Origin of the sequence: Streptomyces sp. CLV115, assembly GCF_038448545.1 — a bacterium.
Lineage (GTDB): Bacteria > Actinomycetota > Actinomycetes > Streptomycetales > Streptomycetaceae > Streptomyces > Streptomyces sanglieri.
This window is the reverse complement of sequence record NZ_JBCEWQ010000146.1, coordinates 1-21572: the sequence shown is the minus strand read 5'-3', so window position 1 is coordinate 21572 and position 21572 is coordinate 1. Positions and strand designations below refer to the sequence as shown.

Below are 21572 nucleotides of genomic sequence, written 5' to 3'. Positions count from 1 at the left end.
CCCCTGCGCCCTCCCCCGTCCCGTATCCCAGGTCCACCACATCGGCCAGCCCCACCAGATCCAGCAGGCTCCGCAGCTCGGGCGGGACATTGCGCAGCCGCAGTCTCCGGCCGCCCGCCCGGCGTGCGACGAGCCCCAGCCGCGCCACCGCCTCGACCAGGGCCAGATCCGCGCATACGACCCCGCCCACGTCGCAGTCCACCCCGGCGCCCGGGTCACGGGCGGCGCCGTCGGGGCCGTACAGCAGCGCCTCCAGCTCGGCGCAGAGTCCCGGCACCACGTCCCTGGTGACGCGGCCGGTGACGACGAGAACGATCGGGGTCATGGCTTCCACATCAGGGAGACCGGTCCGGCGGCCGAAACTCATCGCTGCCCGGTTCCGCGCTTTCCCCGGAGGCCGCGGATCACCGGCACCCCGCGCGGTTTTGTACGGTCCGGACCGATGAGCTTGCGTCAACTCCCGTTATTTGTGCGGTTCCTGTGAACCCGGTCATTCGATTCCCCCTCTAGGTACATGAACCGGCCGGTGCGGCGTCCCCGCCGCACCGACTGACCAGCGGCCCTTCGAGGGGCCGCCCGATTCTCCAGGGGGAGAGTTGCGCAAACACGTGAGAAACGCGTGTGTTTCGACCGTCGCCGCGGCAGCAGCCGTGGCGCTCGCGGCCGGGATGACCACCCCGGCCGTCGCACAGCCCGACGCCGCCCCGGCCACCGGCACCCGGTCGCCGGCCCAGCACCGGCTGACGCTGATCACCGGTGACCTGGTCACCGTGGACGCCAAGGGCCGGGTGACGGGTTTCCGGGCCGCCGAGGGCCGCGAGCACATACCCGTGCAGCGGCAGATACACAACGGTCACACCCTGCTCGTCCCCGCCGACGCGAGCCGGCTGATCAACTCCGGGAAGCTGGACCGCCGGCTGTTCGACGTCACCGAGCTGAACCGCGCGGAGAACCGCCGGGCCCAGAAGTCGGGCCTGAAGCTGATCGTCTCCTACCGGGGCGCGCAGGCCGGCACCGCGAAGGCCGAGGTCCGCGAGGCCGGTTCCACCCGGGTCGCCCGGACCCTGAAGACGCTGAACGCCGAATCGGTGATCACCCCGCAGCGCGACGCCCGGGACATCTGGCAGGCGCTCACCAGCAAGGCGGCGCACGGTGCCCAGCGCACCACCGCCGCCGGGATCGACCGGGTCTGGCTGGACGGCGTACGCCGGGCGAGCCTCGACAAGAGCGTCCCGCAGATCGGCACCCCGACCGCCTGGAAGGCCGGCTACACCGGCAAGGGCGTCAAGATCGCCGTCCTGGACACCGGTGTGGACGCCACCCACCCCGACCTCAAGGGCCAGATCCTCGGCAGCAAGAACTTCACCGCCTCGCCCGACGTCAAGGACCGGGTCGGCCACGGCACCCATGTCTCGTCGATCGCGGCCGGCACCGGAGCCAAGTCGGGCGGCAAGTTCAAGGGCGTGGCCCCGGACGCCAAGCTGCTGGAAGGCAAGGTGCTCGACGACGACGGTTTCGGCGACGACTCCGGCATCCTGGCCGGCATGGAGTGGGCGGTCGCGCAGGGTGCCGACATCGTCAACCTGAGCCTCGGCGGCAGCGACACTCCCGAGGTGGACCCGCTCGAAGCGGCGGTCAACAAGCTGTCGGCCGACAAGGGCGTCCTGTTCGCCATCGCGGCGGGCAACGAGGGCCCCGGCTCGGGCACCGTCGGCTCCCCCGGCAGCGCGGACGCCGCGCTGACCGTCGGCGCCGTCGACGACAAGGACGAGCTGGCCGAATTCTCCAGCCGTGGCCCGCGCATCGGCGACAGCGCGATCAAGCCCGATGTCACCGCCCCCGGCGTGGACATCACGGCGGCGGCCGCCCCCGGCTCCGACATCGACCAGGAGGTCGGCCAGAACCCGCCGGGCTACCTGACGATCTCCGGTACGTCGATGGCGACCCCGCACGTCGCGGGCGCCGCGGCGCTCCTCAAGCAGCAGCACCCCGAGTGGAAGTACGCCGAGCTCAAGGGCGCGCTGGCGGCCTCGACCAAGCCGGGCGCGTACGACCCGTTCGAGCAGGGCACGGGACGGATCGCGGTGGACCGGGCGATCGCGCAGACCGTCGTCGCCGAGCCGGTCTCGGTGGGCTTCGGGCTGCAGCAGTGGCCGCACACCGACGACACCCCGGTCACCAAGAAGGTGACGTACCGCAACCTCGGCAGCAGCGATGTCACCCTCGACCTCGCGGTCACCGCGACCGGCCCGAAGGGCAAGCCCGCCCCGGCCGGCTTCTTCACCCTCGGGGCCGACAAGGTGACCGTCCCGGCGGGCGGCACCGCGCAAGTGCCGCTGACCGTGAACACCAGGCTCGGTGGCACGGCCGACGGCATCTACTCCGCGTACGTCGTCGGGACCGGCGGCGGCCAGAGCGTCCGCACGGCGGCCGCGGTCGAGCGCGAGATCGAGTCGTACGACCTCACCGTGAAGACCATCGGGCGGGACGGCAAGCCGGCCGAGTTCGTCGATTCCAACCTCTACGGGCTCACGGGCTCGGCGGTCGGCCAGTGGCTCTCGCCGACGAGCACCGACGGCACGGCGAAGGTCCGCGTCCCCGCCGGCGGTTACACGCTCAACACGGGCGTCACCGTCGACCCCGAGGACTACGCCAAGGGCACCGACTGGCTGTCCCGGCCGAAGCTGGACATCGACAGGAACCTCAGCCTGACGATGGACGCGCGCAAGGCGAAGCCGGTGAAGATCACCCTGCCCGCCGCCGGAACGACGCCCCTGCTGGCCACGACCGAGCTCCAGTACGCCTCCGAGGACAATCCCTACGGGTACGGCTGGCTCCTCGACTCGTACAAGAACTTCCGCACCGCGCACTTCGGCCCGAAGGTCACCGACGGCTCGCTCTCCCAGAACTGGGTCGGCAGCTGGACCAAGGGCGCCTCGACCCGGTACGACATCGCGACCGGCGGTCCGGTGACCGGGGCGGCCACCGGATACGAGCGGAAGTACACCACCGGCCAACTGGCCAAGGTCACCCTCTCCCTCGGCTCGCCCGCCAAGGGCAAGACCGGTGAGGTCGCCCCGTCGGGCACGCTGCCCGGCGTGGACGGCGGCTGGGCGGCCTGGTCCCTGCACAGGATCCCCGGCACTGTCACCGCCTATGTCTCCACCGCCGACAAGGTGCGGTGGAGCTTCGGCTTCGACCAGGACGGCCCGGCCGACGAGGACGGCTACCCGGCGACAGAGGCGCAGTACTCCACCGCCCCGCAGTCCCTGAAGGCCGGAAAGTCCTACACGAAGAAGGTCAACACCGCGGTGTTCGGCCCCGCGGTCACCTCCGGTCTCGGTGTCCTGCGCGACGGTGACAACATCGTCGGCAAGCTGCCGCTGGTGGCCGACGGGCGCGGCAACCTCGGTGATTCTGCGTACAGTTCGGTCAAGACCGTCCTGTACCGCAACGGCAAGAAGCTCGTACAGAACGAGGACCCGCTGTCGGGCGTGGTCCCGATGGCCGTGCCGTCCGGCGCCGCCGACTACCGGCTGACGACCTCGGTGCGGCGCAGCACCAAGCTCTCCGCGGTCTCCACCCGGATCGACGCGAGCTGGACCTTCCGTTCCAAGCGCACCACCGCCCCGGCCATGCTCCCGGTCTCCACGGTGCGCTTCACGCCCAACGTCACCCTCGACAGCAGGGTGACGGCCGGCCGGACCGCCTCCGTACCCGTGACGGTGCAGGGCGCCGCCGCCGGCAAGAACCTCAAGTCGCTGACGGTGTACGTCAGTTACGACGCCGGCAAGACCTGGAAGAAGTCCACGGTCAAGGCGGGCAAGCTCTCCGTGAAGAACCCGGCCAAGGGGAAGTCCATCTCCTACCGGGCGAACGTCACGGACAAGCAGGGCAACAAGTCGTCGGTGTCGATCTACAACGCGTACTTCGGCAAGTGAACGGCACGTCGGTGAGCCGGTAGGCGCACCGACCGCGTGACAGCGGCCCGCCGGGGAGGATCCCTCCGTCCCGGCGGGCCGCTCCCGTCTCAACTCACCGGAAAGACCCCGGTGTCCAGGACCAGCCCGAACGGCTCGGGCAGCGTCAGCTTCTCCCCGTACTCGACCGTGTCCAGCACCCGGTAGGTGCCGCCGTCGGGCTCCCCGTAGAGCGTGGCGGTGGGGCGGCCCGAGTGCCACGGGTCGAGCAGCAGGAACAGCTCGACTCCGGCCTTCGCGTAGCCGTGCACCTTGCCGATGCGGTCGTGGTTGGCGTTGGCCTGCGAGGTGATCTCGACGACGAGCCGGGCCTCTTCGGCCGGGATGCGGTTGCCCGGCCCGATCACCACGGAGTCCGGCACGACGACCAGATCGGGGATGTAGAGCCCGGACCGCCCCGGCACCGAGACGCCGAGAGTCTGGAAGATCTCCTAGTCTTCCGGAAGCACGGAGTAAAGCCTGCGCTGCAGCCGCGCGGCAGTGAGATTGTGGTCCTTGGACGGCGGTGGAGACACGGTGACGATCCCCTCGATGATCTCCACCTTGCAGCCCTCGGGCGCGTCCGTCTCCTCCCAGATCCGGACGAGGCCGTCCCAGTCCTGGCCGTGGCCGGAGATGGGCGCGGGGTCGACGCCGGGTGCGCTCATGGCGGTCTCCTCTTATCGGTGCGTCACCGAGTCCAGCATGCCGAACGGGACCGGTGGCAGTCCACCGGTCCCGTTCACCCGTACGAGAAAACCGCAGGTCAGGCGATACGTTCCCGCACCACGGGCGTGGCGGTGAACGGCGTGCCCGCCGGGGCGATGTCGTAGGCGCCGGGCAGGGCCTTCAGGGCGTAGTCGAACTTCTCGGGGGTGTCGGTGTGCAGCGTCAGCAGGGGCTGGCCGGCCGTGACCGTGTCGCCCGGCTTGGCGTGCAGTTCGACGCCCGCGCCGGCCTGGACCGGGTCCTCCTTGCGGGCCCGGCCCGCGCCGAGGCGCCAGGCGGCGACACCGATGTCGTAGGCGTCCAGGCGGGTCAGTACGCCGGTGGACGGGGCCGTGACCACGTGCTGTTCGCGGGCGACCGGGAGCGTGGCGTCCGGGTCGCCGCCCTGGGCGGAGATCATCCGGCGCCAGACGTCCATCGCGGAGCCGTCGGCGAGGGCCTTCTCCGGGTCGGCGTCCCTGAGACCGGCCGCGTCCAGCATTTCGCGGGCCAGGGCGAGGGTGAGGTCGACGACGTCCCTGGGGCCGCCGCCGGCCAGCACCTCGACCGATTCGCGGACCTCCAGGGCGTTGCCCGCGGTGAGGCCGAGCGGGGTGGCCATGTCGGTGAGCAGGGCGACCGTGCGCACTCCGCTGTCGGTGCCCAGCGCGACCATGGTGGAGGCCAGCTCGCGGGCGTCCTCGATGGTCTTCATGAAGGCGCCGGAGCCGACCTTGACGTCCAGGACGAGCGCGCCGGTGCCCTCGGCGATCTTCTTGGACATGATGGAGCTGGCGATCAGCGGGATGGCCTCGACGGTGCCGGTGACGTCGCGCAGCGCGTACAGCTTCTTGTCGGCGGGGGCGAGCCCGTCGCCGGCGGCGCAGATCACGGCGCCGGTGGTGTCGAGGACGTTCAGCATCTCCTCGTTGGAGATGTGTGCCCGCCAGCCGGGGATGGACTCCAGCTTGTCGAGGGTGCCGCCGGTGTGGCCGAGGCCCCGGCCGCTGAGCTGCGGCACGGCGGCGCCGCAGGCGGCGACCAGCGGGGCGAGCGGCAGGGTGATCTTGTCCCCGACGCCGCCGGTGGAGTGCTTGTCGGTGGTGGGGCGGGAGAGCGACGCGAAGTCCATCCGCTCGCCGGAGGCGATCATCGCGGCGGTCCAGCGGGCGATCTCCGTGCGGTTCATGCCGTTCAGCAGGATCGCCATGGCCAGCGCGGACATCTGCTCGTCGGCGACCTCGCCGCGGGTGTACGCGTCGATGACCCAGTCGATCTGCTCGGGGGTCAGCTCGCCTCGGTCCCGCTTGGTGCGGATGACGGAGATGGCGTCCATGTCCTGGAATTCCTTCCGGCCGGTGCGTACGCAGGAGTCCCGAATGACTCTACGCGCATAGAGGGTGGAAACGGAGGTGGCCCTCCCGACGTGCGGGAGGGCCACCGGAGTTCTACTTCAGATGGTCGGGGCCGAACGCCTGCGGCAGCATCTCGTCGAGCGTGCGCAGCCCGTCCGGCGTCTGGAGGACCAGCTCGGGGCCGCCGAACTCGTACAGCAGCTGCCGGCACCTGCCGCACGGCACCAGGATCTCGCCCGCCCCGTCCACACAGACGAAGTGGGTCAGCCGGCCGCCGCCGGTGGCGTGGAGCTGGGAGACCAGGCCGCACTCGGCGCACAGGCCGATGCCGTACGAGGCGTTCTCGACGTTGCAGCCGGAGACCGTACGGCCGTCGTCCACGAGCGCCGCGGCGCCGACCGGGTAGTGCGAGTACGGGACGTAGGCGCGGGTCATCATGGACCGTGCGGCGCTCCGCAGCGCCGCCCAGTCGACCTCCGCGGCGGCCGTCACTTGCCCTGGCCCTTCCGGTAGCGCATGCCGTCCGCCTTGGGCATCCGCAGCCGCTGGGCGGAGAGCGAGAGGACGAGCAGCGTGACGATGTACGGGGTGGCGCTCACGAACTCGGTGGGCACGGTGTCCGTACCGAGGTACCAGACCAGCACCGCGGCGGCGATGACCGCACTGATCCCGCCCTGGACGAAGCTCTTGCGGTAGAGCTTCCAGGCCGCGAGCACGGCCAGCACGACCACGAGCAGCAGGAGCAGCGCGTGGACGGACTCGCCGCCGTTGCGCAGCTGGAGCGCGTCGGCGAAGCCGAACAGTCCGGCGCCCATGGCGAGCCCGCCGGGCCGCCAGTTGCCGAAGATCATCGCGGCGAGACCGATGTAACCGCGGCCGCCGGTCTGGCCCTCGTTGTAGATGTGCGAGGTGACCAGCGAGAGGAAGGCGCCGCCGAGGCCGGCCATGCCGCCGGAGACGATCACCGCGATGTACTTGTACGTGTAGACGTTCACGCCGAGCGACTCGGCGGCGACCGGGTTCTCGCCGCAGGAGCGCAGCCGCAGCCCGAACGAGGTCTTCCAGAGCACGAAGAACGTGAGGACGAACAGGACGATGGCCAGGATCGTCAGCAGCGACACGTTGGTGACCAGGCCGCCGAGGACGCCGGCCAGGTCGGAGACGAAGAACCAGTGGTGCTTCTCGATGGAGTGCAGCCAGTCGGAGAGGCCCGGGATCGTCACCGAGGTGATGTCGTCGGCCGGCGGGGACTGCTTCGGGCTGCCGCCCTTGGCCGCCGCCTCGCCCGAGTTGAACCAGAGCTTGGCGAAGTAGGTGGTGAAGCCGAGCGCCAGGATGTTGATGGCGATGCCGGAGATGATGTGGTCGACGCCGAAGGTGACGGTCGCGACCGCGTGCAGCAGCCCGCCGAGCATGCCGCCGACGACTCCGGCCAGTACGCCGAGCCACGGGTTGGTCTGCCAGCCGGCCCAGGCGCCGAAGAAGGTGCCCAGGATCATCATGCCTTCGAGGCCGATGTTGACCACACCGGCCCGCTCGGCCCACAGGCCGCCGAGACCGGCGAGGCCGATCGGCACGGCCATCGCGAGGGCCGCGCTGATCTGGCCGGCGGAGGTGACGTCCTGGGCGCCGGTGATGGCGCGCACGGCGGACAGCGCGAGCAGCACGCCCGCGATGATCAGCAGGACGACGGGGAAGGAGAGGCGGGTGCGGCCGCCCTTGCCGCCGGCGACCTCGGGGGCCGCGGGGGGCGGGGTGGAAGTCGCCGTGGCGCTCACGCCGACACCTCCTGCTGGTCGTTGTTACGGGCGGCGGCCTGTGCGGCGAGTTCCGCGCCGACCTTGCTCTGCTGGCGCTTGAGTCCGTAGCGGCGGACGACTTCGTAGGCGATGACGACGCACAGGACGATGACGCCCTGGATCACGCCGACGATCTCCTTGTCGTAGCCCTCGAATTCGAGCTTGCCGGTGCCGCGCTCCAGGAAGCCCCAGAGCAGGGCGCCGAGCGCGATGCCGACGGGGTGGTTGCGGCCGAGGAGGGCGATGGCGATGCCGGTGAAACCGATGCCGACCGGGAAGTCGCCGCTGTACTCGTAGCTGTCGTTGAGGAGGGTCGGCATGCCGATCAGGCCGGCCACGGCGCCGGAGATGAGCATCGAGGTGACGACCATCTTCTTGACGTCGACGCCGCTGGCCTCGGCCGCGGAGCCGGACTGACCGACGGTGCGCAGGTCGAAGCCGAAGCGGGTGCGCGAGAGCGTGAACCAGTAGGCGACGCCCGCGACGATCGCGACCACGATGAAGCCCCAGACGGGCGACGGGGTGGTCGGGAACTCGAAGAAGTGCGAGGACTCCGGGATCGGCTTGGTGGAGATCTTCGTGCCGGCCTCGTCGAGGTGGCCGAGCCGTCCCTGCTGGAGCAGATAGCCGATGATCGCGGTCGCGATGGCGTTCAGCATGATCGTCGAGACGACCTCGCTGACGCCGCGGGTGACCTTGAGGACACCGGCGATGCCGGCCCACATCGCGCCGACGATCATCGCGGTGAGGATGATCAGCGGGATCTGCAGGGCGCCGGGCAGCGTCAGCGCGCCGCCGACGGCGGCGGCGAAGAAGGCGGCGAGGCGGTACTGGCCGTCGACGCCGATGTTGAAGAGGTTCATCCGGAAGCCGACGGCCACCGCGAGACCCGCGAGGTAGTACGTCGTCGCCTTGTTGAGGATGTAGACCTGGCTGTCCGACTTCATCCCGTAGTCGAACATGATGCCGAAGGCGCTGAACGGCTCCTTGCCGGTGGCGGCCAGCACGAGTGCGGTCACCAGGAAGGCGACCACGATCGCGAGTACGGGGGCCGCGATCCCCAGGAGCAGCCGCTCCTTGTCGATCTTCTTCATCGGTCCTCTCCCCCGTTCCGGGGGTCGGTGTCGGTGCTGTCGGCGCCGTCGGCGGCGGTCTCTCCCGGTGCCGGTGTCTCGTCCGGGGCTTCCAGGTGTCCGGAGGCCGCGCCCGTCATCGCCGAGCCGAGCTCCTCCGGGGTGATGGTCGCCGGGTCGGCGTCCGCGACCAGCCGGCCGCGGTACATGACGCGCAGGGTGTCGGAGAGCCCGATCAGCTCGTCCAGGTCGGCGGAGATCAGCAGCACCGCGAGACCCTCGCGGCGCGCCTCGCGGATCTGGTCCCAGATCTGCGCCTGCGCGCCGACGTCCACGCCCCGGGTCGGGTGCGCGGCGATCAGCAGCTTCGGGTCGTGGCTCATCTCGCGGCCGACGATCAGCTTCTGCTGGTTGCCGCCGGAGAGCGAGGCGGCGGTGACGTCGATGCCGGGGGTGCGCACGTCGTACTCGCGCACGATCCGCTCGGTGTCGGTGCGCGCGCCCTTGAGGTCGAGGAACGCGCCCTTGCTGTTGGGGCGTTCGGTGACGTGGCCGAGGATGCGGTTCTCCCAGAGCGGGGCCTCCAGCAGCAGCCCGTGCCGGTGGCGGTCCTCGGGGATGACCCCCATGCCGTCCTCGCGGCGCTTGCGGGTCGGCGTGCGGGAGATGTCGGCGCCGTCCAGGGTGAGCACCCCGGCGTCGAGCTGGCGCATGCCCATGATCGCGTCGACCAGTTCGGACTGGCCGTTGCCCTCGACGCCCGCGATACCGAGGACCTCGCCCTTGTGGATGGTGAAGCCGATGCCGTCGAGGACCGAACGCACCACGCCGTCCGGGTCGGTGGCGCTCAGCCGCAGCCCGTCGACGGTCAGCATCGGTACGTCGGTGACGGTCGACTCCCGGGTCTCCGGCGACGGGAGCTCGCTGCCGACCATCAGCTCGGCGAGCTGCTTGGTGGTGGTGTGCTTCGGGTCGGCGGTGCCCACCGTCGTACCGCGCCGGATGACGGTGATCTCGTCGGCGACCGACAGGACCTCGCCCAGCTTGTGCGAGATGAAGATGACGGTCAGGCCCTCGGCCTTGAGCTCGCGGAGGTTGTCGAAGAGCGCGTCGACCTCCTGCGGCACCAGGACGGCGGTCGGCTCGTCGAGGATCAGGGTGCGGGCGCCGCGGTAGAGGACCTTGAGGATCTCCACGCGCTGCCGGTCGGCGACGCCGAGGTCCTCGACCATGGCGTCCGGGCGGACCCCGAGACCGTACGAGTCGGAGATCTCCTTGATCTTCGCGCGGGCCCGGTCGCCGATGCCGTACAGCTTCTCGGAGCCGAGGACGACGTTCTCCAGGACGGTGAGGTAGTCGGCGAGCATGAAGTGCTGGTGCACCATGCCGATACCGCGCGCGATGGCGTCACCGGGGTTGTGGAACGAGACCTGCTCGCCGTCCACCGCGATGGTGCCCTCGTCCGGCTTCTGCATGCCGTAAAGGATCTTCATCAGAGTGGACTTGCCGGCGCCGTTCTCGCCGACGAGGGCGTGGACGGTGCCGCGGCGCACGGTGATGTCGATGTCGTGGTTGGCCACGACCCCGGGGAACCGCTTGGTGATGCCGCGGAGCTCCACGGCATGGGGACTGCTGGACGCGTTGATGGCGCACTCTCCTTGGCAGGAGCGGAGGGCGGAGGCGGTGGGAGCGTGAAAGGTATCGCGCCCGATGGGGGCTACGCGCGTAGCGCCACCGAATCGTTGGCCACCCGATGACAGGTGGCGGACCGTGTGTGTACGGCTACGGCACGTCGGCCGGGCCGGTACGTGAAATCGGGGCCCGAGTGAAGCCGAAGCGGCTCACCCGGGCCCCGATCGACGGTGGATCAGGTCGTGGTCTTGACCTTGATGGCGCCGTCGGCGATCTTCTTCTTCGCCTCGTCGAGCTTGGTCTGGATGTCCTTGATGTGGTCACCCGTGGTGGTCAGGCTGACGCCGTCCTTGGCCAGGGTGTACGTCTGGGTGCCGGCCAGCGGCTTGCCGTCCTTGACGGACTTGACCAGGTCGTAGACACCGCCGTCGACGTTCTTCACGACCGAGGTCATGATCGTGTCCTTGTACTTCGACAGCGACGGGTCGAGGGCCTGGTCGGAGTCGACGCCGATGGACCAGGCGCCCTTCTTGCCCGCGACGGCCTCGATCGAGCCGGCACCCGAGCCGCCCGCGGCGGCGAAGATGACGTCGGCGCCCTTGTCGAGCATGCCCTTGGCGGCGGCCATGCCCTTGTCGGGGCTGCCGAAGCCGGACAGGTCCGAACCGGTGGACAGGTACTGGATCTGCACCTTGGCCTTCGGGTTCGTCTCCATGACGCCCTGCTGGAAGCCCGCGGCGAACTTCTTGATCAGCGGAAGGTCCACACCGCCGATGAAGCCGACCTGGCCGTCCTTCGACTTCAGCGCGGCGGCGACACCGGCGAGGTAGGAGCCCTGCTCCTCGGTGAAGACGATGCTGTCGACGTTCTTCGCGGAGGCGACCGAGTCGACCAGACCGAAGTTCACCTTCGGGTACTTGGCGGCGACCTTGTCGACCGCGTCCTTGTACGCGAAGCCGACCGCGACGACCGGGTTGTAGCCGCCCTCGGCGAGCGACTCCAGGCGCTGCTCGCGGTCGGCGGGGGTCTCACCGGTCTTGGCGGTGAGCTCCTTGGTCTCGGCACCGAACTCGGACTTGGCCTTGTCCAGACCACGCGCGGCGGAGTCGTTGAACGAGTTGTCGCCACGGCCGCCCACGTCGTAGGCCATGCCGATCTTCATCTTGCCCTTGTCGGAGCCGGAGCTCTCGGTGGACGACTCGCCGCACGCGGTGGCGGTGAACGCGAGGGCCGCGGTGACGGTACACGCAGCGGTGATCTTGGATACCCGGCGCAAGGGAAGGCTCCTTCAAACCTGACCGAAGCGCCTCTTCCGGCGCTGGTTTCGCGGCGATCGTAACGCGCGTAGATGTCAGATAAAGCCCTGTACGGAAGCCGTTATCGGATCGTCGCGAACCAGAGGTGACGTGCCCGGTCACGGATGGTTGCGGTCGAGCAACGCGGAGGCAGTGAACAGCTCCACGGCGACCGTGATCGCCTCCTCGTCGGCGTCGAAATCACCCCGATGCAGGTCGAGCCGGGCAGTGTCGCCCGGCGTACGGACCCCGAGCCGCGCCATGGCGCCGGGGACGTGTTCCAGGTACCAGGAGAAGTCCTCGCCGCCCAGGCTCTGCTCGGTGTCCTCGATCGCATACGAACCGCGGCGGGTGGTCATCGCCGTGGCGAGCAGATCGATCGCCGCGGCGTCGTTGACGACCGGCGGGACGCCCCGTACGTAGTCGATCACCGTCTTGGCCCCGTACAGCCCGGCCACCTCGTCGATCGCGGCGTGCACCAGGTCGGGGGCCTCCCGCCAGGCGGCCAGATCCAGACAGCGGACGGTGCCCGACAGTTCGGCGTGCTGCGGGATCACATTGCAGGCATGCCCGGACTCCAGCCGCCCCCAGGTGACGGCGAGGCCGGAGCGGGCGTCGACCCGGCGGGCCAGCAGCGCGGGCACCTCGGTGGCGACCTTGGCGGCGGCGGTGACCAGGTCGGTGGTCAGGTGCGGACGGGCGGTGTGGCCGCCCGGCCCGTCGAGCGAGACCTCCAGCCGGTCGCAGGCCGAGGTGATCGCCCCGACCCGCAGCCCGATCCGTCCCACGTCCACCTTCGGGTCGCAGTGCACCCCGATGATCCGCCCGACGCCCTCCAGCGCCCCGGACAGGATCGTGTCGGGCGCCCCGCCGGGCAGCACCTCCTCGGCCGGCTGGAAGATCAGCCGGACGGGATTCGGGAGCAGCCCCTGCCGGTCGAGCCCGGCGAGCACCAGCCCGGCGCCGAGCACCGAGGTGGTGTGGATGTCGTGCCCGCAGGCGTGCGCCCGGTCGGGGACGGTGGAGCGGTACGGGACGCCGGTCTTGGTGTCCGGGATGGGCAGTGCGTCGATGTCCGCGCGCAGGGCGAGCATGGGCCGGGTGGAGTCGTCGCGCGTACCCACGTCGCAGATGAGCCCGGTTCCGGTGGCGAGCACCCGGGGTTCGAGTCCGGCCTTCTCCAGCCGGGCCTTGATGGCCGCGGTGGTACGGAACTCCTGGTTGCCCAGCTCGGGGTGCATGTGCAGGTCGCGCCGGAACGCGATCAGCTCGGCACGCAGGGCCTCGGGCAGGGTGCCGGGGAGCGGTTCGTCGTGGGGCGTCGGCTCGGCGTCGGACTCGCGGGACATCAACTGGTTCACCTGGAGAAGGGTAAGGCCCTTCCCCCTTCAACTGACCATGAAACAAGAAAAGTTCAGCCACATAGACGAACAAAAGATGGTGTGACGGCGAGTGGTCCGTCGGGGGGATGGGTAAACTCCGCCGCCGTTTCGGGGCGTACGTCCGGACGGCACACGGGACCGGTGCGCGGGACGGCGCCCGGACGGCTCCCGGGGCGGCACCCGGAACGACACACCGGCCGGAACACCACCGGAAAGATCGGCGGAAAACCGCCCCTCCACTGCCGCCCCACCTCACGACCGGCCGAACGGGGGGGCGCCCCACCTGGGGCGAAGCCCGATCCGCCACTCCTGCCGTCCGCACACCGGGGCCCCCTCCGCGACCGGTTCGCGGCGGGGGGCTTCGCGCTCCGTCAGCCCGGCAGCCCCCGGCGCACCGGCAGCAGGGCCGCCGCGAGGCACAGGGCGCCGACCGGCAGCAGGTCCAGGCTCACGGCCATCACCGCCGTGCCCGCCAGCACCAGCACCGGGGCCCAGGCGCGGACCACGTCACGGCGGAGGAAGGCGAGCAGGGTGACCAGGGCCAGCAGCCCGAGCCAGAACAGCATCGGCACCACGGTGTAGACCAGCGGCATCACCCCGGGCACGCCCTGCACCCGGTCGAACATCTCGCTCATGGCCTGTTTGTCCGCCGCGGCGAAGCCGGCCGCCAGGTCGATCACCGCCTGCACCACCACCGCCGCCGCGCCGAGCAGCCCGGTCCAGGCGGCCACCGTGGCGGCCGCCCTGCCGCCGCCGCGCTCCCCGACGAGCCCGCGCAGCCCCAGGAACACCGGCACGAAGGCGAGTACCCCGGCCAGGAACAGCAGATGCGCCACCGACCACCACACCCCGGGCCCGTAGTCGCTCACGCCCCGCCCGACCAGCCGCACCACCCCGTACCCCGCCATCAGGGCGGGCCCCACGAGGAGGGCCGTCGCGGCCGTCCCGTTCAGTCGTACCGTCAGCACCTGCGTCGTCGTCATGCGCCGATACTGGCGCCGCGGCCACCCTGCCCACCATCGGGGCAGACCCCCAACGAACCCTGGTGACCGGCTACTTGGATGTCAGGGTCGCCCCTGAACTCCGTCCTACGCCTCCGTCACCGCGGTCGCCCGCCAGGGCGCCAGGCGCTGGACGTCGCGGGCGGTCTCCGTGACGCCGCTCAGGAAGCCGTGGGCGCGCGGGGAGGCCGTGTCGCGGAGCCATTCCGGGGCGATGTCGCAGACCGCGACCTTCACCTCGGTGCCGGCCAGGGCCAGGGGGAGGGTGTGGACGACCGTGGAGGGGAAGCTGAGGACCGTGCGGCCGATGGGGCCGCGGCGGGCGATGAGTTCCAGGGGGAGGTCGGGGCGGACGATCTCCAGGCCGGTGGCGGCCTCCAGGGCGTGGAGCTTCTCGGTGGACTCGCGGCGGTGGGCGAAGTAGCGGGTCGCGCCGTGGGTGCGGGAGAGGGACGCCACGGCCTCCAGGTACTGGTCCCGGTCGACCACGCCCGTCTCGACCAGCGACGTGCCGACCAGGTCGGCGCCCTTGGTGAGCAGCGGCGGGCCGAAGCGGGCGCGGGTCCAGGCGAAGGTGTTGGGGGTGACTGCCACGCCGGTCGGAGCCTCGACCGGCATGGCCGTGAAGACCTCGACCGTACGGGTGGCGGACGGGGTGAAGCGGCTGCGGGCGCGGGCCGTGACCGGGGCCAGGACCAGTTCGCGCGGGCCCGAGCTGCCCTTGCGGTGCCAGCGCACCAGGCGTTCGCCGCGGGCGAGTTGGGCGACGAACTCCATGGTGGCCGTGCCGTCGTCGACCACGGTGAGGCGGCGGGCGCGGACCATGGTGAGCAGGAGTTGTACGTACCGGGAGAACGGGTCGCCGATGACGATGTGCTGCGCCCGGCGGACGAGTCCGGACAGGTCGCGCAGGCTCTTCAGGGGCGCGCCCGCGCCGCCGCGCGCCTCCTGCCAGCGGACGGTGATGCCCTCGTCGCGGGCCAGCTCCGCCATCCGGCGCAGCTGGCCGCGCGACATCGGGTCGACCGGGGGGAGGACGACGACCGTGATGTCCGTGAGGACCCGGTCGTCGCCTCCCTCTGCGTAGGCCCACTCCAGGACGTTCAGGAGCTGGACCGGGCTCTCGACGAAGGCGAGGTTCACCGGTCGGCCCGTCAGACCGCGACCGGCTCGGCGGCCGGAGCCGCCTCGGTGCCCTCGGCGACGACGCCCGCGACCCGGCGGAGCTTCTTCATCGGGCCGAGCTCGGACTCGTACACCTTCTTGACGCCGTCGCCGAGCGAGGCCTCGATGATGCGGATGTCGCGGACCAGGCGGGTCAGGCCCTGCGGCTCGACGGAGGCGGCCTGGTCGGAGCCCCACATGGCGCGGTCCAGGGTGATGTGGCGCTCGACGAACGCGGCGCCGAGGGCGACGGCGGCCAGCGTGGTCTGGAGGCCGGTCTCGTGGCCGCTGTAGCCGATCGGGACGTTGGGGTACTCCTGCTGGAGGGTGTTGATGACCCGCAGGTTCAGCTCCTCGGCCTTGGCCGGGTAGGTCGAAGTGGCGTGGCAGAGCAGGATGTTGTCCGAGCCGAGGACCTCGACCGCGTGGCGGATCTGGCGCGGGGTCGACATACCGGTGGAGAGGATGACCGTGCGGCCGGTGGCGCGCAGCGCGCGCAGCAGCTCGTCGTCGGTGAGGGAGGCCGAGGCGACCTTGTGGGCAGGGACGTCGAACTTCTCCAGGAAGGCGACGGCCTCGGTGTCCCACGGGGAGGCGAACCAGTCGATGCCGCGCTTGGCGCAGTGCTCGGAGATGGCCTGGTACTCGGCCTCGCCGAACTCGACGCGGTGGCGGTAGTCGATGTAGGTCATCCGGCCCCAGGGGGTGTCGCGCTCGATGTCCCACTGGTCGCGCGGGGTGCAGATCTCCGGGGTGCGCTTCTGGAACTTGACGGCGTCGCAGCCGGCTTCGGCGGCCACGTCGATCAGGGCGAGGGCGTTGTCGAGGTCGCCGTTGTGGTTGATGCCGATCTCGCCGGTGACGTAGACGGGGTTGCCGGGGCCGGCGGTGCGGGTGCCGAGGGTGCGCAGACGGGAGGTGTTCATGGGATGTGTTTCCTTAGCTCGGATGACTTGGTGGGCTTGGGGGGCCCGGGGACTACTCGGGGGACTGGGCGGTGGGAGTCGTGAGGGTGGGGCCGAGCAGCCAGGCCGCGATCTCGCGGATGGCGCCGAAGCCGCCGGGGGTGGTCGTGACGGCGCGTGCTGCCGCCCGTACCGAGTCGTGGGCACTGGCGACGGCGACGGGCCAGCCGGCGAGTGCGAAGCACGGCAGGTCGTTGACGTCGTTGCCGACGTAGAGGACACGTTCGGGAGCGATGGACTGTTCGTCGCACCACTGCTTGAGCGCCAGGTCCTTGCGGTCGATGCCGTGCAGCACCGGGATGCGGAGCTTGTGGGCGCGGGCGGCGACGACCGGGTTCTGCTCGCTGGAGAGGATCAGCAGCGGCAGTCCGGTCCTGCGCAGGGCGGCGATGCCGAGTCCGTCGCCGCGGTGGACGGCGACGATCTCGCGTCCGTCGGCGTCGATGAGGACCCGGTCGTCGGTCTGTGTGCCGTCGAAGTCGAGGACGACCGCGTCGATGTCGTCGAGGGTGGGCAGCGGCGAGGGGTCGAGCAGCGGTGCCAGGGCGCGGGCGCGGGCCAGGTCGTGCGGGTCGTCGACCTCCAGGACGCGTGCGGCGTCGGTGCGCACCAGTGCGGTGTGGCCGAAGAAGCGGTGGCGGTGGGTGCGGAAGCCCGCCACGTCCATGGCGTACGCGGTGCCGGTTTCGAGGAGGTCCTCAGGGCGGTCCTGGCGCATCTGCCGTACGGACTTGTCGTGGTTGACGCCGTAGTTGTCCTCCTCGACGGCGCTGCCGTCGCGCCAGAGGAAGCCGTGGAAGGGGGCGACCGTGACGGCCGTGTCGGCGCCGTCCCGGGCGACCGCGGCGGCGACGCCGTCGATGTCCTCCCGGAGCACGAAGGGGCTGGTGCACTGGACCAGCAGCACCACGTCGGCGGTCCGCTCGCGCATGGCCTCGTAGGCGTCCAGGGCGTGCAGCACCGCGTCCTCGCTGCTGGACCTGTCGCCGGCGATGGCCGCGGGGCGCTGGACGATGTGCAGCCGCTCGCCGGCGCCGAGGGTGTCGCCCGCGGCGCGGGCCGCCTCCGCGATCGCCGCGTCGTCGGTCGTCACGACGACGTCGGTGACCTCGCGGGAGGCCAGGCAGGCGCGTACGGCGCGGGCGATCAGCGGTACGCCGCCGACCTGGGCGAGGTTCTTGGCCGGGACGCCCTTGGATCCGCCGCGGGCGGGGATCACGGCGAGCACGGTGGGGGTGGGGGTCATCTCTGCTCCTGAAGTGGTGTTCACAGCTCGCCCATCCGTCGGATCACCGGGGCGACCCGCTGGACGCCCTGCCGGTACGCGCCGCGCGCCGCTTCCCGCACCGCCTCACGGACCGCGCCGCGCACTCCCCCGGTCTCGCGGGGCCGCTCGGCGCCCGGCAGCGGGTGGCCGTCGGGGGCGAGGTGGTGGCGGGCGAGGATGCCGGGGAGGTAGCCGGGGGCGGTGGCGGGTGTGTAGTACGGGGCGAGGTCGGGCAGCCGGGCCGCGGCGAGCAGCGCGTCGACACGGGCCCGGGCGTGGTCGTAGGCGGTGGCGTACGTGCCGTCGGCGGCGACGCCCTGGCCGGCCAGCCACTGGGGGCCGGGCTCCGGGCGGAAGCCGCCGTCCAGGTGGTCCCAGGAGGTGAGCAGGCCGGAGCCGATGAAGTGGTGGTTGCCCAGCGCCTCGCGGACGCCGAGGTCGGTGAGGACCGCGGTCGGGATGCGGCGGTGCAGGGACTCCAGGGCGGCGGTCGAGGAGACCGTGACCAGCAGGTCGGTGCGGTCCAGGACCTCGCCCATGTGCCCGTACACCAGGCGGAAGTTGGGCGGAAGGCCACCGGGCAGCTTCTCGGCGAGCCGCTGGTACGGGAGTTCCTCGATGTGGGTGGTGTGCTCGCCGGGCTTGGAGCGCAGCTTCAGCAGCACCTCGCGGTCCGGGTGCAGCCTGGCGTGCTCGACGAGCCTGCGCAGCAGGTACATGCGGTCGTCGCGGGAGGCCGGTACGGAGGGCTGGGCGGCGAAGACGACGGTGTCGCGGCCCTCCTGCGGGCGGTGCGGCTCGCCGCCGAGGAACGGCAGCGCGGCCTCGGTGACGGCCGAGGCGTCGGCGCCCACTCCCTCGTACACCGCGCGGAAACGCTCCGCGTCGTGGCGGGAGTTGGCGAGGACGATGTCCGCGCCGTGCCGCAGCAGCAGCCCGTCGGCGAGCTTCTCGTAGACGACGCCGACATAGCCGGTGACGACGACGGGCCTGGCGGGCAGCCGCAGCGCGGCCAGTCCGTGCAGCATCGCCTGGACGGCTCCGCCGACGAGCGCGAGGACGACCACGTCGTACCCCTCGTCCCGCACGGTGTGCAGGAACTCGACGGCCGTCACCTCGCGGACCCGGCCGGCCTCGATACCGACGTCGCCGACCTCGGCGAGCTGGCGCGGGGTCGGGGTGGCCCGGCCGCGCAGCAGCAGTCCGCTGATCTCGACGTGCTGCGCCGACGTTCCGGACGCGCCGGCGGTGAGGCGGCGCGCGGTGAGCGCGCCCCATTTCCACCGGGTGTCGGAGTCGGCGAGTACGGCTACCCGGAGGGTGGTCGTCTTTTCGGTACGTGGGGGCACGTCCCAGAACTTAGGAAGGCATTCCGATTCGCGGCCCAACGTGACGGCAACAGCTGGTTAACAGCCCGCCGACGCTTGGCGAATCGCCTTCACAAAGGGGACGCAATCGCCCAGTATTCGACCCGGTTCATCATTCCGACATTCGCCGTTCACCCGCCGTCCCTCCCGGCGCCAAGGCAAATGACGGGCTCACGCCTAGCGTGAGACGGGTGGTTAAGCTCTCGGTCATCGTGCCGTTCTACAACGTGCAGACATACGCCCCCGACACCTTGAGAAGTCTGCGGGCCAACGCTCGCGAGGACTTCGAATTCATCCTCGTCGACGACTGTTCGACCGACGGGACCGCGGACATACTGCGCCGCGCCGAGGACGAGATTGAGGGGGTGGTCGTACGCAGACACGAGCAGAACGGCGGACTGGCCACCGCCCGCAACACCGGCCTGGACGCCGCGCGCGGCGAGTACCTCGCGTTCCTGGACGGCGACGACTGGCTCGCCCCCGGGTACTTCGCCGAAATCCTGTCCCGCACCGAGGCGTTGGGCTGCGACTTCGTCCGTACCGACCATGTCCAGGTCGAGGGCCGCAACCGCGGCGTGCACCGCGTCCCGCACGGCAGACGGGGCGAGGTGATGGATCCGCGGGACGCGATCCTGCCCGCCGAGCGGTCCACCTCGGTGGACTATCCGTACGCCTGGGCGGGGCTGTACCACCGCCGGCTGCTGGACCGCGGGCTGCTGCATTTCACGGACGGTCTGCGCACCGCGGAGGACCGGCCGTGGATCTGGCGGCTGCATCGCGAGGCCGATTCTTTCGCGGTGCTGGGGCTTCTCGGAATTTTCTACCGGCGCGGGGTCGCTTCTTCGCTGACGCAGATCGGTGACGTACGTCAGCTCGATTTCATTCACTCGTTCGACCAGGTCGTTCGGGAAACCTCGGAAGATCGTGATGCGCAGGTTCTGCTGCCGAAAGCGGTCCGTACCTATTGCGCGATCATTTCTCACCACATGAGCTCGATCGAAAGGTTCGAACCCGCCGTGGCCCGCACCCTGAAGTCCATGAGTGCCGCCGCACTCAGACGAATGCCGCAGCAGGTGCTCGACGAGGCCCTCGACTCGATGGACGTGCAGCGCGCCACCCTGCTGCGCCGGCTGCGCCGCCGCCCGGCCGCCGTCGGCGCCAAGGAGGTGTCGGCAGCGTGAGCACCGCCCCGTCCCGCACCACGCAGATCTTCTTCGCCTCCACGCTCTACGGCGCCGCCACGCTGGCCGCCGCGCTCGACGCGGGCTGCTTCGCGGACGCCGACCGCCGCATCCTGCTCGTCTCGAACAACGCGGCCGTGCCGGAGACGACGGCCGCCCTCGACGCGATGCCCGGTTTCGACGCGCTGCGCGGCCGTTTCGACGACGTGGTGTCGTGGAACGCGACGATCGCCCCGTTCCACCCGGGCGGCTGGGCGCCGCGCCCCGACGACGTACCGCTGTGGGAGCGGCACCTGCGGCTGGCCTGGGGGCTCGGCGACGACGACATCGAGCTGGCGGTCGAGTCGATCCAGGTCAATCCCGCGCTGGCCGTCGCGCAGATCTTCACCGGGGCCCCGGTCGACGTGTACGCGGACGGGCTGATGAGCTACGGGCCCACCCGCAACAAGATCGACCCGCTGGTCGGCACCCGGGTGCGCCGGCTGCTCCACCTCGACCTGGTGCCGGGGCTGAAGCCGCTGCTGCTCACGGAGTTCGGGGTGGCGCCGCAGATCGTGCCGGGCGAGGTGTTCCTCAAGGTGCTCGCCGAGCTCGCGGACGCGCCGGGGGTGCAGGACGGGATCCCGGCCGTGGAGGCGCCCGCGCTGCTGCTGGGCCAGTACCTCTCGGCGCTCGGGCTGATCAGCGCGGCCGAGGAGGAGGAGCTGCATCTGCGGATGATGCGGGGCGCGGTCGCGCTCGGCCACAGCCGTCTCGTCTTCAAGCCGCACCCCACGGCCCCGGCGCAGTGGTCGAGGGCGATGGGTGAGGAGGCCGCGAAGCTGGGCGCGGAACTGACGGTGCTGGACGACGGGGTGCTCACGGCGCCGGTCCTTGCCGAGGTGCTCTACCAGCGGATGCGGCCGGCCCTGGTGGTCGGCTGCTTCTCCACGGCGCTGTTCACCGCCTCGGCGTTCTACGGGCTGCCGGTGGCCCGGGTCGGCACCGGGATGCTGCTGGACCGGCTCGCCCCCTACGAGAACAGCAACCGCGTCCCGGTCACGCTGGTGGACGCGCTGCTGCCGGAGGTCACGGACCGGGCGGCCGTCGAGCGGGCAGGAACGGCGGAGGGCGCGGCAGCGGTGGACGCGGCGGATCTGACCGGGCTGGTCACCGCGGTCGGCTTCGCGATGCAGCCGAGGATCCACCCGGGGCTGCGGCCGGCCGCCGAGCGGTATCTGGCCGCCCATCTGGACGCCACGACCTGGCGGTACTTCAAGCGGAAGCGGCTGACCTCGCTGGCACTGCCTGGCGCGGTGCCGGCGCAGCTGGCGTTCCTGCCGCGCAACGCGGTGGTGCGACGGGTGGCGCGCTCGGTGCGGCGCCGGGTGGTGCGGCAGTAGGCGCCGGGAGCGGGGCGGCGCAGTGGGGCGGCGCAGTGGGGC

16 protein-coding genes and 1 pseudogene are annotated in these 21572 nt (G+C 71.1%); 3 read left to right on the top strand and 14 right to left on the bottom strand.

The genetic code is table 11. From position 1 onward, the window contains the following. A partial coding sequence (locus AADR41_RS33630) for an STAS domain-containing protein (RefSeq protein ID WP_342285566.1) occupies nt 1–367 on the bottom strand: 367 nt, incomplete at its 3' end. A gap of 241 nt (nt 368–608) precedes the next feature. Between AADR41_RS33630 and AADR41_RS33625 the strand changes: the two genes are divergently transcribed. Beyond that, complete coding sequence (locus AADR41_RS33625) at nt 609–3941, top strand: S8 family peptidase (RefSeq protein WP_446751152.1); 3333 nt, start codon at nt 609–611, stop codon at nt 3939–3941. An 89-nt stretch (nt 3942–4030) separates the two neighbouring features. Here AADR41_RS33625 and AADR41_RS33620 read toward each other — a convergent pair. The 13 genes and pseudogenes from AADR41_RS33620 to AADR41_RS33560 all read right to left on the bottom strand — a co-directional run bounded on the left by AADR41_RS33620 (nt 4031) and on the right by AADR41_RS33560 (nt 18949). Next, a pseudogene (locus AADR41_RS33620) lies at nt 4031–4627 on the bottom strand (Uma2 family endonuclease). 98 nt (nt 4628–4725) lie between these two features. Beyond that, a complete protein-coding gene (locus tag AADR41_RS33615) occupies nt 4726–6003 on the bottom strand; it encodes a thymidine phosphorylase (RefSeq protein WP_342285564.1) in 1278 nt (425 codons plus the stop codon). Nucleotides 6004–6115: 112 nt separating this feature from the next. After that, nucleotides 6116–6514 carry a cytidine deaminase gene (locus AADR41_RS33610; protein ID WP_342285562.1) on the bottom strand — a complete coding sequence of 133 codons (399 nt, stop codon included), beginning with the start codon at nt 6512–6514 and terminating at the stop codon, nt 6116–6118. Beyond that, nucleotides 6511–7800 carry an ABC transporter permease gene (locus AADR41_RS33605; RefSeq protein WP_342285560.1) on the bottom strand — a complete coding sequence of 430 codons (1290 nt, stop codon included), beginning with the start codon at nt 7798–7800 and terminating at the stop codon, nt 6511–6513. The genes AADR41_RS33610 and AADR41_RS33605 overlap by 4 nt, the downstream gene beginning before the upstream one ends. Then, nucleotides 7797–8915, bottom strand: coding sequence for an ABC transporter permease (locus tag AADR41_RS33600; protein ID WP_342285558.1), 1119 nt, complete (start codon nt 8913–8915; stop codon nt 7797–7799). The genes AADR41_RS33605 and AADR41_RS33600 overlap by 4 nt, the downstream gene beginning before the upstream one ends. Then, nucleotides 8912–10513 carry an ABC transporter ATP-binding protein gene (locus tag AADR41_RS33595; RefSeq protein ID WP_342285556.1) on the bottom strand — a complete coding sequence of 534 codons (1602 nt, stop codon included), beginning with the start codon at nt 10511–10513 and terminating at the stop codon, nt 8912–8914. The genes AADR41_RS33600 and AADR41_RS33595 overlap by 4 nt, the downstream gene beginning before the upstream one ends. 248 nt (nt 10514–10761) lie before the next feature. Then, the gene (locus AADR41_RS33590) at nt 10762–11802 is read right to left on the bottom strand and encodes a BMP family lipoprotein (protein ID WP_342285554.1); all 1041 of its coding nucleotides are present in this window, start codon (nt 11800–11802) and stop codon (nt 10762–10764) included. A gap of 138 nt (nt 11803–11940) precedes the next feature. Further along, the gene (locus AADR41_RS33585) at nt 11941–13170 is read right to left on the bottom strand and encodes an amidohydrolase (protein WP_342285569.1); all 1230 of its coding nucleotides are present in this window, start codon (nt 13168–13170) and stop codon (nt 11941–11943) included. Nucleotides 13171–13574: 404 nt separating this feature from the next. Continuing rightward, nucleotides 13575–14186 carry a hypothetical protein gene (locus AADR41_RS33580; RefSeq protein WP_342285552.1) on the bottom strand — a complete coding sequence of 204 codons (612 nt, stop codon included), beginning with the start codon at nt 14184–14186 and terminating at the stop codon, nt 13575–13577. Between the two features lie 105 nt (nt 14187–14291). Continuing rightward, nucleotides 14292–15347 carry a hypothetical protein gene (locus AADR41_RS33575; protein ID WP_342285551.1) on the bottom strand — a complete coding sequence of 352 codons (1056 nt, stop codon included), beginning with the start codon at nt 15345–15347 and terminating at the stop codon, nt 14292–14294. Nucleotides 15348–15358: 11 nt separating this feature from the next. Next, the gene (locus AADR41_RS33570; RefSeq protein WP_329589845.1) at nt 15359–16294 is read right to left on the bottom strand and encodes an N-acetylneuraminate synthase family protein; all 936 of its coding nucleotides are present in this window, start codon (nt 16292–16294) and stop codon (nt 15359–15361) included. A gap of 52 nt (nt 16295–16346) precedes the next feature. Further along, a complete protein-coding gene (locus AADR41_RS33565; RefSeq protein ID WP_342285550.1) occupies nt 16347–17579 on the bottom strand; it encodes an acylneuraminate cytidylyltransferase in 1233 nt (410 codons plus the stop codon). A 20-nt stretch (nt 17580–17599) separates the two neighbouring features. After that, a complete protein-coding gene (locus tag AADR41_RS33560) occupies nt 17600–18949 on the bottom strand; it encodes a DUF6716 putative glycosyltransferase (RefSeq protein ID WP_342285549.1) in 1350 nt (449 codons plus the stop codon). A 209-nt stretch (nt 18950–19158) separates the two neighbouring features. On the opposite strand from AADR41_RS33560, the gene AADR41_RS33555 reads away from it, so the two are divergent. Together AADR41_RS33555 and AADR41_RS33550 are read left to right on the top strand one after the other, a co-directional pair. Further along, nucleotides 19159–20148, top strand: coding sequence for a glycosyltransferase family 2 protein (locus tag AADR41_RS33555; RefSeq protein WP_342285548.1), 990 nt, complete (start codon nt 19159–19161; stop codon nt 20146–20148). Next, nucleotides 20145–21530 carry a polysialyltransferase family glycosyltransferase gene (locus AADR41_RS33550; RefSeq protein ID WP_342285546.1) on the top strand — a complete coding sequence of 462 codons (1386 nt, stop codon included), beginning with the start codon at nt 20145–20147 and terminating at the stop codon, nt 21528–21530. Before AADR41_RS33555 ends, AADR41_RS33550 begins: the two co-directional genes overlap by 4 nt. Nucleotides 21531–21572: the final 42 nt, after the last annotated feature.